The sequence below is a fragment of the Neorhizobium sp. USDA 3394 genome, from assembly GCF_056280385.1.
This window is the reverse complement of sequence record NZ_JBWCDU010000001.1, coordinates 3,027,843-3,041,176: the sequence shown is the minus strand read 5'-3', so window position 1 is coordinate 3,041,176 and position 13,334 is coordinate 3,027,843. Positions and strand designations below refer to the sequence as shown.

The 13,334-nt window shown below is 63.5% G+C and carries 10 protein-coding genes and 1 tRNA gene; 7 read left to right on the top strand and 4 right to left on the bottom strand.

Annotation, left to right across the window (positions count from 1 at the left end):
- Window positions 1-37: 37 nt before the first annotated feature.
- The gene (locus ACZ9EJ_RS14995; RefSeq protein ID WP_251089489.1) at window positions 38-2,665 is read right to left on the bottom strand and encodes a cation-translocating P-type ATPase; all 2,628 of its coding nucleotides are present in this window, start codon (window positions 2,663-2,665) and stop codon (window positions 38-40) included.
- A gap of 262 nt (window positions 2,666-2,927) precedes the next feature.
- Window positions 2,928-3,001: transfer RNA gene (locus ACZ9EJ_RS14990), tRNA-Gln, on the bottom strand.
- Between the two features lie 279 nt (window positions 3,002-3,280).
- On the opposite strand from ACZ9EJ_RS14990, the gene ACZ9EJ_RS14985 reads away from it, so the two are divergent.
- Both ACZ9EJ_RS14985 and ACZ9EJ_RS14980 read left to right on the top strand, forming a co-directional pair.
- Window positions 3,281-4,870, top strand: coding sequence for a Ppx/GppA phosphatase family protein (locus tag ACZ9EJ_RS14985; protein WP_251089488.1), 1,590 nt, complete (start codon window positions 3,281-3,283; stop codon window positions 4,868-4,870).
- Window positions 4,867-5,661, top strand: a complete 795-nt coding sequence (locus ACZ9EJ_RS14980) for an RlmE family RNA methyltransferase (protein ID WP_046640964.1) — start codon at window positions 4,867-4,869, stop codon at window positions 5,659-5,661. The genes ACZ9EJ_RS14985 and ACZ9EJ_RS14980 overlap by 4 nt, the downstream gene beginning before the upstream one ends.
- On the opposite strand, the gene ACZ9EJ_RS14975 is transcribed toward ACZ9EJ_RS14980, so the two are convergent.
- The gene (locus tag ACZ9EJ_RS14975; protein WP_046640965.1) at window positions 5,662-7,065 is read right to left on the bottom strand and encodes a DHA2 family efflux MFS transporter permease subunit; all 1,404 of its coding nucleotides are present in this window, start codon (window positions 7,063-7,065) and stop codon (window positions 5,662-5,664) included.
- A 194-nt stretch (window positions 7,066-7,259) separates the two neighbouring features.
- On the opposite strand from ACZ9EJ_RS14975, the gene ACZ9EJ_RS14970 reads away from it, so the two are divergent.
- The 4 genes from ACZ9EJ_RS14970 to ACZ9EJ_RS14955 all read left to right on the top strand — a co-directional run bounded on the left by ACZ9EJ_RS14970 (window position 7,260) and on the right by ACZ9EJ_RS14955 (window position 11,706).
- Complete coding sequence (locus tag ACZ9EJ_RS14970; protein WP_046640966.1) at window positions 7,260-8,249, top strand: MBL fold metallo-hydrolase; 990 nt, start codon at window positions 7,260-7,262, stop codon at window positions 8,247-8,249.
- Between the two features lie 180 nt (window positions 8,250-8,429).
- Window positions 8,430-9,932 (top strand): IMP dehydrogenase, encoded by a 1,503-nt coding sequence (gene guaB, locus ACZ9EJ_RS14965; RefSeq protein WP_046628430.1) that lies wholly within the window; start codon window positions 8,430-8,432, stop codon window positions 9,930-9,932.
- Window positions 9,933-10,159: 227 nt separating this feature from the next.
- Entirely contained in the window at window positions 10,160-10,579 is a 420-nt protein-coding gene (locus ACZ9EJ_RS14960) for an MAPEG family protein (protein ID WP_046628432.1), read from the top strand.
- A gap of 242 nt (window positions 10,580-10,821) precedes the next feature.
- A complete protein-coding gene (locus ACZ9EJ_RS14955) occupies window positions 10,822-11,706 on the top strand; it encodes a dienelactone hydrolase family protein (protein ID WP_046640967.1) in 885 nt (294 codons plus the stop codon).
- 103 nt (window positions 11,707-11,809) lie between these two features.
- Here the strand turns inward: ACZ9EJ_RS14955 and ACZ9EJ_RS14950 are convergent, their stop codons facing one another.
- Entirely contained in the window at window positions 11,810-12,760 is a 951-nt protein-coding gene (locus tag ACZ9EJ_RS14950) for a LysR substrate-binding domain-containing protein (protein WP_046640968.1), read from the bottom strand.
- A 195-nt stretch (window positions 12,761-12,955) separates the two neighbouring features.
- Between ACZ9EJ_RS14950 and ACZ9EJ_RS14945 the strand changes: the two genes are divergently transcribed.
- On the top strand, window positions 12,956-13,255 hold the full coding sequence (locus ACZ9EJ_RS14945; protein ID WP_046628441.1) for a YjiS-like domain-containing protein: 300 nt from the start codon (window positions 12,956-12,958) through the stop codon (window positions 13,253-13,255).
- The last annotated feature ends 79 nt before the right edge of the window (window positions 13,256-13,334 follow it).

The window sequence follows — 13,334 nt, the reverse complement described above, 5'->3', positions numbered from 1 at the left end:
GTCCACGCCGGCCTTGACCTAGCGCAACCGCGGGCCGTCAGGCCGAGGGCGTTCGACGGACACGCCATTTGTCCAGTTCGGTGACGACCAGGAGCGAGGAGGCCGTAAGCAGCATGAGAGCCCATTCGGCAAACGAGATCGGCGCGAGGTCCAGGGTCTCGCGAAACCAGGGGATATACATCGCCGAGATATGGATGGCCTGCGCCGCAATGACGGTGAGGATCAGCAGCGGGTTGCCGAAGAAGTTCAGCGAAAAGATCGATCGGCGCTCGGAGCGGCTGGTGAAGGTCTGGACGTTTTCGAACAGCACGAAGAGCAGCAGCAGCATGTTGCGCGCCTGCGAGATCTCGTAGCCCTGAAACAGCAGATAGGAAAAGATCGCGAAGCCGCCGCCGCCGATGACGAGCGTCGACTGGACGATCCGCCGGATCATCAACCGGTCGAAGATCGGCTCCTTCGGACGGCGCGGCGGCCGCGCGAGTTCGTCTCCCTCCGGCTTTTCACTCGCCAGCGCGACATCCTGGATGCCGTTGGTAACCAGATTGAGCCAGAGAAGCTGCACCGGCAGCAGCGGCATCGGCAGCCCGAGCGGGATGGCCAGCAGGAACAGCAGCATTTCGGCCGCACCCGTTGCGGTGAGCATCAGGATAACCTTGCGGATATTGGAATAGGCGGTGCGGCCCTCGCGGATGCCGCTGACGATCGACGCGAAATTGTCGTCGGTGACGACGATGTCGGCGCTCTCCTTGGCGACTTCCGTCCCCTTGCGGCCCATGGCCACGCCCACATGGGCGTGTTTGAGCGCCGGAGCGTCGTTGATCCCGTCGCCGGTCACGGCCACGAAATGGCCGTTTCGGGCGAGCGACAGCACGATCGCGAGTTTCTGCGCCGGCGCCACCCGGGCGTAGATCCTGGCCCGTCCGGTCAGTTCGTCAAGCCTGTCCGTCCCAGCCTTCTCCGCTTCGCTGACCTCATCTCCGGTTACGACCTGGTCGGGTTGGAACTTCAGCCCCGCCTGCGCGGCGATGGCGGCAGCCGTCTTCGGGTCGTCTCCGGTCACCATGACCACGGTTACACCGGCCGCGTAACAATCGCGGATGGCCTGCGGAACTTCCGGCCGGATCGGATCCTTCATGCCGGCAAGGCCGAGGAAAACCAGATCGACCAGATGATGGTATCCGAAGCTCTCGTCCGAACCGCCGCGAATTTCGCCTTCCGCGAATGCGAGCACCCTGAGGCCGCGCTCGGCCATTTCCTCCTTCTGCCGGAGAAGCGCCTCGCGATCGATCGCCACGACGCCATTGCCGGCATCCATACGGTCCGCCATGTCGATCAGCGTTTCCGCCGATCCCTTGACGAAGATGCGTACTCGCTCGCCCCGACGGTGGAAGGACGCGGCATATTTCAGGTCCGGTTCATAAGGTATGCGCGCGATCAGCGGATAGTCGTCCCTCATCGCCTCCTGTTCGAGGCCGCCCTTGCGGGCCGCCGCCAGCAGCGCGATGTCGACGGTATCGCCGACGCCTTTCCATCCGTCCGAATGCCGCGTGAGCGAACCCTCGTTGGGCAGCACGGCCGCCTTCAGCAGCTTCTCCGCACGATCGCGCGCATCCGTCTGGCTGAGGTTCGACCCCCGGATTTCGCAGGTATCGAGATCCAAGCCGGCATCCAGCACCAGTTCGCTGCCGTCGGGCAGGCGGATATCGGTGACCGTCAGCTCGTTGAGGGTCAGTGTCCCGGTCTTGTCGGTGGCGATCATCGTGCAGGAGCCGAGCGACTCGACCGCCGGCATGCGGCGGACGATGACATTGCGGCTGGCCATGCGGCGCATGCTGATCGCCAGCGCGATCGAGATGGCGATCGGCAGGCCTTCCGGAATGGCGCTGACCGCCAGCCCGACGGACATCATGAACAGGTCGTTCCAGGCAAGCCCGCGAACCAGGCCGACGGCGATGAGGATGATTGAGGCGATCCCGACGCTCCAGGCGATCATGTTCGAAAAATGCTTCAGCCGGATCATCAGCGGCGGCTGGGTGACCGAGGCTTTGTCGATCTCGGCGGCGATCCTGCCGATCTCGGTCGAAAGGCCGGTCGCAACCACCAGACCCGTGCCACGGCCGCGTGTGACAAGGCTGCCCGCAAACGCAAGGCCGGATTTCCGGTTCTCGGGCGGCGCCCCGACGGCAGTGACGGTCTTGCGTGCCGGCGCGGATTCACCCGTCAGCAACGATTCGTCGCAGAGCAGGTCATTGGTCTCGAACAGTTCGAGGTCGGCCGGGATGCGGCCGCCGGCCTCGATCCGCACGAGGTCGCCCGGAACCAGCAGGCGCGCCTCGATTTCCTGTACGATCCCGTCGCGGACGACGGTCGCGAACGGCTGTTCGAGACTGCGCAAGGCAGCCGCAGCGCGGCCGGCCGAATATTCCTGAAAGCCGCCGATCACGCCGTTCAACACCAGCACGATGCCGATGAAAACCGCATCCTCGGCCTCGCTGACCAGAACCGAGACCGCAGCCGCAATCAGCAGGATATAGATCAGCGGACTGCGGAATTGCCCGAGGAAGATCAGGAATAGGGAGGGCGCCTTGGGTTCGGGAAGGCGGTTCTCCCCGAATTGCGCCAGCCGCGCGGCGGCTTCGATGCCGCTCAGCCCCTCGCGGACCATATCGTTCTGCTCGGGTTTACGACGGACGGAGACTGAATTGGCAGGCATCGGCGCTCCAGATCAAACTGCACCGCCATCATCCGGGAAACGGGGCGGGGTTCGATCCTAGAGGATAGCCTTTAAAGTTGCCCGGCAATTGATATCTGTCAACGTGGGGGTGTGTGGTGGTTGCTGCGTGGTTGCGGATGGGGCGCCGTCTGCCTCGATAGACACCATCGGCGCCGAGGCGCTTGAATAATTTCTCAGGAAATTTCGAAGAAATTGGCTGGGGAACCTGGATTCGAACCAAGATTAACGGAGTCAGAGTCCGTCGTTCTACCGTTGAACTATTCCCCAGCAGGGCGCGCCGGGGAATGCCCGGGCCGGTGTGCGGCGCTTATAAACAAAAGCGGGCGGATTGCAAATACCGATTTCGAAAAAAATCGACGCTGCGGAAGCTTTCTCGTTATCGGCGCGGAAAAGCTCAAAACCCGGCTGATGACAGGGCAATGACAGGGTTCGGCAAAAAGCCGTTGGCGAAATCGCTACCGCCTGTTATCTTCGCGCCAACGAAACAATCAGACGCCAGCGGCATACCTTCAAGAGGCCTTGCGCGGCGAGATGGACTTAACAGTGATGGACCCCGATAGCGGCGCAAAGCCGCCGGAAGGCGGGGCGTCGGCGGTACCGCGCGGAGAGGGTAAATCCTCGAGGCGTCGGAAGGCGAAGCGGAACGGCAAACGTCGTGACGCGGCGCCTGTAACCAATTCGGAAGCGGTCGATTCGGCCGCCTCTGCCGGACGTCCCAATGGCCAGGAAGCCCACCCGTCGGCGCGCAAGCGCAAGCGGCGCCGCGCGAAATCCGCGAGCGCCCAGCAGCCGGCACAGGGGTCGAACGCCACACCCGCGACACAGCAGGTTCCGGTGCGTCCCGAGGGCGGGCAGCAGCCGCATTCGGCCAAGTCGTCCCGCAATAGGCGCAAGAAGAACAGGGGCGGTCGCGGCCTTCAGGGCCGGCCGCTGACGCCTGCAAAGTCTGCGCCCGGGGTGGCGAAGGCTCCAGCGCCTGCCGGTTCGGGCCAGGTTTCTTCCAAGGATGTCCGCAGCAGGTCCGGAGCTGAAAGCCTGGGCGCGGAGCCGCGCGGCGAAAAATTCTCCTATGTCAACGATCTCTATGCGGCGCTCGACCTCGGCACCAACAATTGCCGGCTGCTGATTGCCCAGCCGACAAGGCCGGGTCAGTTCCGCGTCGTCGACGCGTTTTCGCGAATCGTCCGTCTCGGCGAAGGGCTCGGCACCAGCCGCCGGCTGTCGCAGGATGCCATGGACCGCGCCGTCGAAGCCCTGCGCATCTGCGCCACAAAGCTCTCCAACCGGCCGATCCGCCGCATGCGGCTGATCGCAACCGAGGCCTGCCGGGCCGCCGAGAACGGCGAGGAGTTTTTGGCGCGCGTCATCTCGGAAACCGGCTTGGAGCTGGAAATCATCGACCGCGAGACCGAGGCGCGGCTTGCGGTCTCAGGCTGCTCGTCCTTGGTTGGCCGTGAGGCGCGGTCCGTCGTTCTCTTCGATATCGGCGGCGGTTCGTCGGAAATCGCCGTCATCCGCATCGATGACAGCCGCTCGAGCCGGCTTGCCAACCACATCACCCATTGGACCTCGCTTCCGGTCGGCGTCGTGACGTTGTCGGAACGGCATGGCGGGCGCGACGTGACGCCCGAGGTTTTCAGCGCCATGGTGACGGAAGTCGAAGGCATGCTGGCCGGGTTCGATTGCCCGCCGCTTGCCGCCTTCCGCCGCTCCGGCGCCGAGGATTTCCATCTGATCGGCACGTCGGGCACGGTCACCACGCTTGCCGGCGTGCATCTCGACCTGCCGCGCTACGACCGCCGCAAGGTGGACGGGCTGTGGCTGTCGGACGCGGAAGTCTCCGCCATGCAGGCAAAACTGCTCTCCTGGGATTTTGCCGGCCGTGCGGCTAACCCCTGCATCGGTCCGGACCGGGCCGATCTGGTGCTGGCCGGCTGCGCCATTCTGGAGGCAATCCGTCGCCGCTGGCCGAGCCAGCGCATGCGGGTTGCGGATCGTGGCCTGCGCGAGGGCCTGTTGACGGACATGATGGCTGATGACGGCGTGTGGCGCCGGGTACGGCCGCGCCGCCCAGGGGGCAATCAAGGGGGCACTCAAGGTGCGGGCGGACAGGATGAGGCGGGAGCCAGGCGATGACGAAACCACCTTCCAAATCCCCGGGCAGCGGCAATCGTACCGGCCGCAAGCTGGGCCAGAAGGTCAAGAAGGGCAAGCTCAAGGCGTCGTCGCGGCGCTGGCTCGAGCGCCATATCAACGACCCCTATGTCCAGCGCGCCAAGCTCGAGGGATATCGCGCCCGCGCGGCGTTCAAGCTTCTGGAGATCGACGAGAAACATCAGATCCTCAAGGGCGCCCGCCGGATCATCGATCTGGGCGCCGCGCCGGGAAGCTGGTCGCAGATCGCCGCCAATGTCACCGGTTCGACCGACGATGATATCCGCGTGGCAGCGATCGATTTCCTGGAAATGGCACCGCTTGCCGGCGTCAAGATCCTGCAGCTCGACTTCCTCGATCCGGAAGCACCGCGCCTGTTGATGGAAGCGATCGGCGGCACGCCGGACGTGGTCATTTCGGACATGGCGGCGCCGACCACCGGCCACCAGAAGACCGATCACCTGCGCACCATGCATCTATGCGAGGTGGCGGCGCATTTCGCGGTCGAGGTGCTGGGCGAGGGCGGCCATTTCCTGGCCAAGACCTTCCAGGGCGGCACCGAACGCGACCTGCTCAACATGTTGAAGCAGAATTTCAAGCAGGTCATCCACGTCAAGCCGGGCGCCTCGCGCCAGGAATCGGTCGAGATGTTCCTGCTTGCCAAGCATTTCAAGGGCCGCAGGGCCGGCGAGACTGCCCCGGACTCCGAGATGGAGGAAGCGGAAGTGGAATACGCCGAGGCTGACGACGTCGAATCGGAAGACCGGGCCTGATTACTCGCCGGCTTCCGGTTGGACCTTGGCCGCTCCATGGCCGGAAACGGCAGCACCCGTCATCGGGTCCAGCCTCAGCAGGGGCACGACCGCCAGAAGCGAAAGGGCGGCCACCAGGAAGAAAGCCAGGTGGAAGTCAAAGAGCTGCAGGTGGGTACCGGTGACCGCCGCCGACGCCTCCAGGATGAAGGCCGCAAAGGCGACGCCGAGCGCCATGCTGATCTGCTGCAGGACGGAGGCGATCGAGGTCGCCTGGCTCGCCTGGTCGTCGCGGATCTCGGAATAGCTGAGCGCATTCGAACCAGTGAAGAAGAAGGAACGGCAGACGCCCGACATCAGCAGGAAGGCGATGATCAGCGCATGGGAGGTTTCCGGCGTGAAGAAGCCGTTTGCCGCGGTGGTCGCCGCACCGAGCACGCCCGCGACGATCAGCGTCATCTTGAACCCGGTCATCGCAAAGACGCGGCGGGCGGCGAACTTCACGATCAGCGCGCCGAGCGCGCCGGCAAACGTGATGAGGCCGGACTGGAAAGGGTTGAGACCGAAACCGAGCTGCAGCATCAGCGGCATCAGGAATGGAATGGCCCCTGTCGAGATGCGGAACAGCGTACCGCTGCTGCTGGCGGCCCGGAATGCATCGTCCCTGAAGAGCCTCAGATTGAGGATCGGCGCGGGGTGGCTGCGCGCATGGACGACATAGGCGACGCCGGCCGCGAGCCCCAGAGCCGTCGCCGTGATGCCGATGGCCGGCGGTAGCGCCGGAAGGCCGACGACCGAAAGTCCGAACACCGTGCCGGCGGCGGTGACCGAGGTCAAGAAGAACCCCCACCAGTCGATCGAGGGAGGATTGGTGGTCTCGATCTCCGGCAGGAAGATCGTCGCGAGATAGATGCCGAGCAGGCCCACCGGCACGTTGATCAGGAAGATCCAGTGCCAGGTGAAATAGGTGGTGATGAAACCGCCGATCGGCGGGCCGGTGAGGGGGCCGACCAATGCCGGAATGGTGAGCAGCGCCATGGCCGAGACGAGTTCGCTGCGTTTGGTGGTGCGCAGGAGAACCAGGCGCGCTACCGGCGTCATCATCGCGCCGCCCATGCCCTGCAGGAAGCGTGACAGCACGAACTGGAGGAGGTCGGAGGAGAACGCGCAGCAGATCGAGCCGATGACAAAGACGAAGATCGCGACGCGAAAGATCTTCTTGGCGCCGAAGCGGTCCGCCATCCAGCCGCTGATCGGGATGAACATGGCGAGCGCCACCATATAGGAGGTCAGCGCCAGTTTGAGCGTGATCGGCCCTACATTGAGGTCGGCGGCGATCGCCGGAAGTGCCGTCGCAATGACGGTGGAGTCCATCTGCTCCATGAAAAGGGCGACGGCGAGAATGAGTGGAACGATGCGGTTCATGGAGTGCCTGCAATGGCGGGAATTCGTCCGTCCTTAGACCTCTTGGCCCCGTCTGCCAATTGCGGAATCTCACCATTTCCGATTTTGGGTCACGTCTGCGTGAGGTCGGATTTCCTCGGCAGGGAGCGCGGTTATGTTCCACCGGATCGGACCCATCTTGACGGTTCGGCATAACTCCAGGAGGCAGCGACATCATGACGAATTCAGGTATCGGACGGCGCACCCTTATCGGCACGGCCGGTTTGGGCATTCTCGCTGCGCCGGCGATCATCAATGCCGGGGCTTTTGCCCAGGAGACGCGGAAATTGGCTATCGACCAGGTGACCCCGCCGGATATCCACAAATTCAAGCTCGGCGGTTTCCAGGTTCTGGCGGTGAAGGACGGTGCCCGCCCCTCCGGTGCTCCCGGCGAGACCTTCGGACTCAACCAGCCGCCCGAAACGCTGGCAGCGCTGCTGACCCAGAACTTTCTGCCGACGGACCAGTTCGTCAACAGTTTCTCTCCGACGCTGGTCGATACCGGCAGCAACGTGATCCTTTTCGATACCGGCCTCGGCAAGCAGGGCCGCGCCCAGGGCGTCGGACGCCTGATCGAAGGATTGGCGGCCGCTGGCTACATGCCGGAGGATATCTCGATCGTCGTCATCACCCACATGCATGGCGACCATATCGGCGGCCTCATGGAAGACGGCAAGCCGGCCTTCCCGAAAGCGCGTTACATCACGGGCCAGGTGGAATACGACTTCTGGACCGATGCCGCCCGCGCCGGCACGCCGGCAGAGGGTAACCAGAAGAGCGTGCTCGCCAATGTGAAGCCGCTTGCCGAAAAGATGACCTTCCTGAAGGATGGCGGCGAAGTCGTCTCCGGCATCACCGCGATGTTGGCGCCTGGCCACACGCCCGGCATGTTGAACTTCAACATCGAATCGCAAGGCAAGCGCCTGATCCTGGCCGCCGATACGGTCAACCACTACGTCCTGTCGCTTCAGCGGCCGGAATGGGAGGTGCGATTCGACATGGACAAGGCGCAAGGGGCGGCCACCCGCAAGAAGGTCCTCGACATGATCGCCACGGACAAGGTCGCCTTCCTCGGCTATCACATGCCCTTCCCGGCGGTCGGTTTCGTCGAAAAGCAGGGCACCGGCTACCGGTTCGTGCCGAAGAGCTACCAGTTCGACATCTGATTGTTGTTGAAAAGCAATCGAAACCCGGGAGAAGCCTCTCTCGGGTTTTTGCTATTCCCTTCTTGTCATGAACGTGTTACCAGCCCTCGCCAACTTCCAAGCAATTGTTGCCGGAGCGTCGGGACGTATCGAGTCGTTCCTGAGCGCATCCCGCATTTTCTAGATCGAAGGAATTTGGCAATGGCACGCATCATTGAAACCGCAACCGGCGCAGATGCGCTTACCTTCGACGACGTGCTCCTGCAGCCCGGCCATTCCGAAGTCATGCCGGGCCAGACGAATATCGCCACGAGCATCGCCCAGGATATCGAACTCAATCTGCCGATCATCTCCTCGGCCATGGACACGGTGACGGAAAGCCGGCTTGCCATCGCCATGGCGCAGGCAGGCGGCATCGGCGTCATCCACCGCAACCTGACCCCGATCGAACAGGCCGAGCAGGTCCGCCAGGTCAAGAAATTCGAAAGCGGCATGGTCGTCAACCCGGTGACGATCGGTCCGGACGCGACGCTCGCCGAGGCGCTGTCGCTGATGAAGTCCTACAGCATTTCCGGCATCCCGGTCGTCGAAAACGGCGGCGGTCACGTTCCGGGCCGGCTGGTCGGCATTCTCACCAACCGTGACGTCCGTTTTGCTTCCGATCCGGCTCAGAAGATCTACGAGCTGATGACCCGCGAGAACCTCATCACCGTCAAGGAAAGCAGCGTCGACCAGACGGAAGCCAAGCGCCTGCTGCACAAGCACCGCATCGAGAAGCTGCTGGTGGTGGATGGCGAAGGTCGCTGCGTCGGCCTGATCACGGTCAAGGACATCGAGAAGTCGCAGCTCAATCCCAACGCCTCGAAGGACGCTCAAGGGCGCCTGCGCGCCGCGGCCGCAATCAGCGTCGGGGACGATGGTTTCGAGCGCGCCGAACGTCTCATCGAGGCCGGCGTCGACCTGCTGGTCGTCGATACGGCCCACGGCCATTCGCAGCGCGTGCTCGACGCCGTCACCCGCGTCAAGCGCATCTCCAATCATGTGCGAGTCATGGCCGGCAATGTCGCCACCTCCGACGGCACCAAGGCGCTGATCGATGCCGGCGCGGATGCGGTCAAGGTCGGCATTGGCCCGGGCTCGATCTGCACCACCCGTATCGTCGCCGGTGTCGGCGTGCCGCAGCTCGCGGCGATCATGTCGGCCGTCGAAGCCGCGCGCGCCCAGAACATCCCGGTCATCGCCGACGGCGGCATCAAGTTCTCGGGCGATCTGGCCAAGGCGATCGCCGCCGGCGCATCCGCCGTGATGATCGGCTCGCTGCTGGCCGGCACCGACGAAAGCCCGGGCGAAGTCTATCTCTACCAGGGCCGCTCGTTCAAAGCCTATCGCGGCATGGGCTCGGTAGGCGCCATGGCCCGCGGTTCCGCCGATCGTTATTTCCAGGCGGAGGTGCGTGATACGCTGAAGCTGGTTCCCGAAGGCATCGAGGGTCAGGTCCCTTACAAGGGTCCGGTCTCGGGCGTGCTGCATCAGCTCGGCGGCGGCCTGAAGGCGGCCATGGGTTATGTCGGCGGCGCCAATCTCAAGGAATTCCAGGAGCGCGCCACCTTCGTGCGGATCTCCGGCGCGGGCCTGCGCGAAAGCCATGCGCATGACGTGACGATCACGCGCGAGAGCCCCAACTACCCGGGCGCCGGCGTCTGATGTTCTTGATGGGAGGAGGTTATTGCCTCCTCCTCCTCAAGTCTCGGAAATAGCTGGTTGGATGCCTGCCGCCCTTGCCTGATCGCGAAGTCGGGTGGCCTGCAGGCAGCGGTGAGACTATATGGCGCCGCTCGGACGGCGCCATGCGTTGGAGACATGTCCCTCGGCACGCCATTGTGCATCGTAGAACCCGTGTTATTGGTTCCTCTGAGGATTGAGGAGAACCGATGCTTTCCACCGACGCGACGCTCTGGCCGATGATAGCGCATGCCGCGCTGGTCTTCTTTCTCTACTGGCTCCTGTCGAAGAAACGGTACATGGCTGTGAAGTCCGGCAGCGCCGAGGCCGGGCAGTTTCGTGAAAACCGAGAGGAGCCGCGCGAAAGCCTGATTGTCCACAACAATCTCAAGAACCAGTTTGAGCTACCGGTCCTGTTCCATGCCGCTTGCCTCGTCCTTTATGTGTCGACTGCAGACAATTGGGGGACGGTTGCTCTTGCCTGGATATTCGTACTCTCCCGCTATGCGCATTCCTACGTGCATCTCACCAGCAACCGCCTCCGTTATCGCCGGCCGATCTTCATCGTCGGCTTTTTTGCGGTGATGGCTATGTGGGTCTGGCTCGCGGCCTGGCTGGTTCTGAACTAACATGGCCAGCGCCAGGATGGTCCGAAGGCCGGGCCCGCTGCGACCTTAGCAGCGGTGCCGGGTGGCGTGACGAAATACAGCGGCCCTTGCGGCATCCACCACGATCCTGGCGGAGCGGCCGATCGACCGGGCTCACGAACAAGTGTAATATCGGGCACTTGGATCACTCAGTGTTTCATCTGCAAGCGACAGGTCCTCGGTATAGATTTCTCCGTCACACGGTCTGCTACGGAGGAATAGCCATGGACAACGAGACACCAAAGATTACCCAGGCGATGATCGACGCCTATGATGAATACACCCATCTGACTTTGGACCGCCGCCGGTTCATGGAGAAGCTGACCCAGCTTGCGGGCTCCGGTGCGGCTGCCGCGGCAATCGCGCCCCTGATCGGCGCCAGTTCCGCCATGGCGGATGTCATTCCTGCCAATGACGAACGGCTGACGACGGAGGACGTTACCTATCCGGGCGCCAACGGCGTGACGATGAAGGGTTATCTCGTAAAACCCAAGAATGCCTCCGGCACCCGCGGCGGCGTCCTCGTCATTCATGAGAACCGCGGCCTCAACGCCCATATCAAGGACGTCGCCCGCCGCATGGCGCTCGAGGGCTTCAATGCGCTCGCCGTCGATTTCCTGGCGCCCCAGGGCGGCACGCCCGCGGATGAGGAGCAGGCCCGGCAGATGTTCTCTTCGCTGAAGCCCGAAGAAGTGTCGGCCAATGGCGAAGCAAGCCGCGCCTATCTCGCCGGCATCAGCGGCGCCAACGGCAAGGTCGGTGCGGTCGGCTTCTGCTGGGGCGGCGGCACGGTCAACAATCTTGCTGTGAAGTCACCCGGCCTCAACGCCGGCGTCGCCTATTACGGAGCCCAGCCGAAGGCCGAGGACGTGCCGGCCATCAAGGCGCCGCTGATGCTGCATTACGGCGGTCTCGACGAGCGCATCAATGCCGGCATTCCGGCCTTCAAGGCGGCGCTCGAAAAAGGCGGCAAGACCTTCGAGATCTTCGTCTACGACGGCGCCAACCACGCCTTCAACAACGATACCTCCTCGGCCCGCTACGACAAGGCAGCCGCCGATCTCGCCTGGAGCCGCTCGGTGGCGTTTTTCAAGAAGAACCTGGCGTAAACCACCGCCTGACCTCCATCACGAAGGTAGAAAAGCCGGGTCCAGCCCGACGTCAACGCTCAAAAGCATTCCTGATAGCCGCCAAGGGCCTGGCGGCTATCCCTTACCACCCCGGCATCACGTGTGCCGCCCGCGCCCGCGGCATGCGCTGGAATGCTTTGACCTCGCCGTCGAGATCGTCGGGCATCACCGCCGGCGAGATGTTGTCGAGGCAGGCGGTGATGTGGTCGGTGATGGCGTTCATCAGCGACGGCGAAAGCCCGGGCCGCTTCATCAGGCCGATCTGCACCGGCGGCAGCGGCGGAAAGCCGTCGGCGGACGACAGCACCTTCATGCCGGTGCGCAGCGCCGATTCCGGCAGTACCGAAACGGCCATGCCGGCAAGCACGGCGGCGGCGACGACGGTCGAGGACCAGCTCGTGAACAGGACCTGGTATTCGCGCCCGTCCGCATCGAGCGCCGAGCAGGCGAGTTGCCGCCACAGGCAGTCGCGCCGGCCGACCGCGAGCGGCACCGGCGCGTTGTCCTTCAGCGGATGGTTGGCCGAGCCGACCCAGCAGAGCGGCTCGGTACGCACGACGTCGGAAATCCGCTGGCGCGGGTTATGGGTGACGAGCGCGATATCCAGCTCGCCGCGCGCCATCTTTTCCGCAAGGCTGGCCGACGGCTCGCAGACGATATAGAGCTCGACATTCGGATGGGTCTTGGCGAAACGGCCGATGATCTCGGGCATGTACCGGTCGGCATAGTCGTCCGGCGTGCCGATCCTCAGCGTGCCCTCGAGACGATTGTCGTCGAAGGCGGCGATCGCCTCGTTGTTCAGGCGGATGATGCGCCGCGCATAGTTCAGCAGCTTCTCGCCCTCGGCCGTCAGCCGGTTGCCGCGGCCGTCCTTGGCGAACAGCTGCTTGCCGATCCGTTCCTCGAGACGGCGCATCTGCATCGACACCGCGGACTGGGTCTTGAAAACCCGGTCCGCCGCCTTGGTGAAGCTGCCGGTGTCCACGATTGAAATGAAAGTATGCAACTGATCGATATCGAGCGGTGCGGACATGAGAATGATCCATCAGAGAGGTTGATGCTAATCATTAGAAACATTCGTTGGACTGATCAATAGGTTTTACGCGATAAGGGGATCGCAAATCAAAATCGAAGGGTGCTTCTTCCCTGAGCGCCCAATCCGGGCAGCCTTTCCGTCGGACCTCCGCGGAAGGGATGGCCTTTCTCGTGCCTGCGAAAGGATAGACCAATGAGCACGACCGACTGCGGAACTGAACTCGACCTCGTTCACGAAGGGCGCGGTACGTATGGCCGCTTTGGCCTCGTAGTGCTGCGAACGAAATCCGTATGGCGTGCCTTTCGCAATCGTATGGCGAGCAATCGCCTCCATGATCTCGACGACCGCCAGCTCAACGATATCGGCATCACACGGCATGATGTGGTGATGGCGCTCGATCGGTCCGGCGTGCTGGATGATCCGTCGCTGCTTCTGTCTCGCTCCGCTCGCGAGCGTGCGCGGCACCGTTTTGCAAGGCCGGCCAATCGCTGATCTTGCCTGACCTTTTCCCCGCAGGGTGATAGCCAATAGCCCTGCTGCTTGCCCGGCCGGTCGATCCGTGCCGGGCTTT

Excerpts from the sequence above, each read along its gene's own strand:
- guaB (WP_046628430.1), top strand. The coding sequence starts at position 8,430 with ATGGCACGCATCATTGAAACCGCAACCGGCGCAGATGCGCTTACCTTC.
- ACZ9EJ_RS14985 (WP_251089488.1), top strand. The coding sequence starts at position 3,281 with ATGGACCCCGATAGCGGCGCAAAGCCGCCGGAAGGCGGGGCGTCGGCG.
- ACZ9EJ_RS14950 (WP_046640968.1), bottom strand. The coding sequence starts at position 12,760 with ATGTCCGCACCGCTCGATATCGATCAGTTGCATACTTTCATTTCAATC.
- ACZ9EJ_RS14975 (WP_046640965.1), bottom strand. The coding sequence starts at position 7,065 with ATGAACCGCATCGTTCCACTCATTCTCGCCGTCGCCCTTTTCATGGAG.
- ACZ9EJ_RS14955 (WP_046640967.1), top strand. The coding sequence starts at position 10,822 with ATGGACAACGAGACACCAAAGATTACCCAGGCGATGATCGACGCCTAT.
- ACZ9EJ_RS14960 (WP_046628432.1), top strand. The coding sequence starts at position 10,160 with ATGCTTTCCACCGACGCGACGCTCTGGCCGATGATAGCGCATGCCGCG.
- ACZ9EJ_RS14995 (WP_251089489.1), bottom strand. The coding sequence starts at position 2,665 with ATGGTCCGCGAGGGGCTGAGCGGCATCGAAGCCGCCGCGCGGCTGGCG.
- ACZ9EJ_RS14970 (WP_046640966.1), top strand. The coding sequence starts at position 7,260 with ATGACGAATTCAGGTATCGGACGGCGCACCCTTATCGGCACGGCCGGT.
- ACZ9EJ_RS14945 (WP_046628441.1), top strand. The coding sequence starts at position 12,956 with ATGAGCACGACCGACTGCGGAACTGAACTCGACCTCGTTCACGAAGGG.
- ACZ9EJ_RS14980 (WP_046640964.1), top strand. The coding sequence starts at position 4,867 with ATGACGAAACCACCTTCCAAATCCCCGGGCAGCGGCAATCGTACCGGC.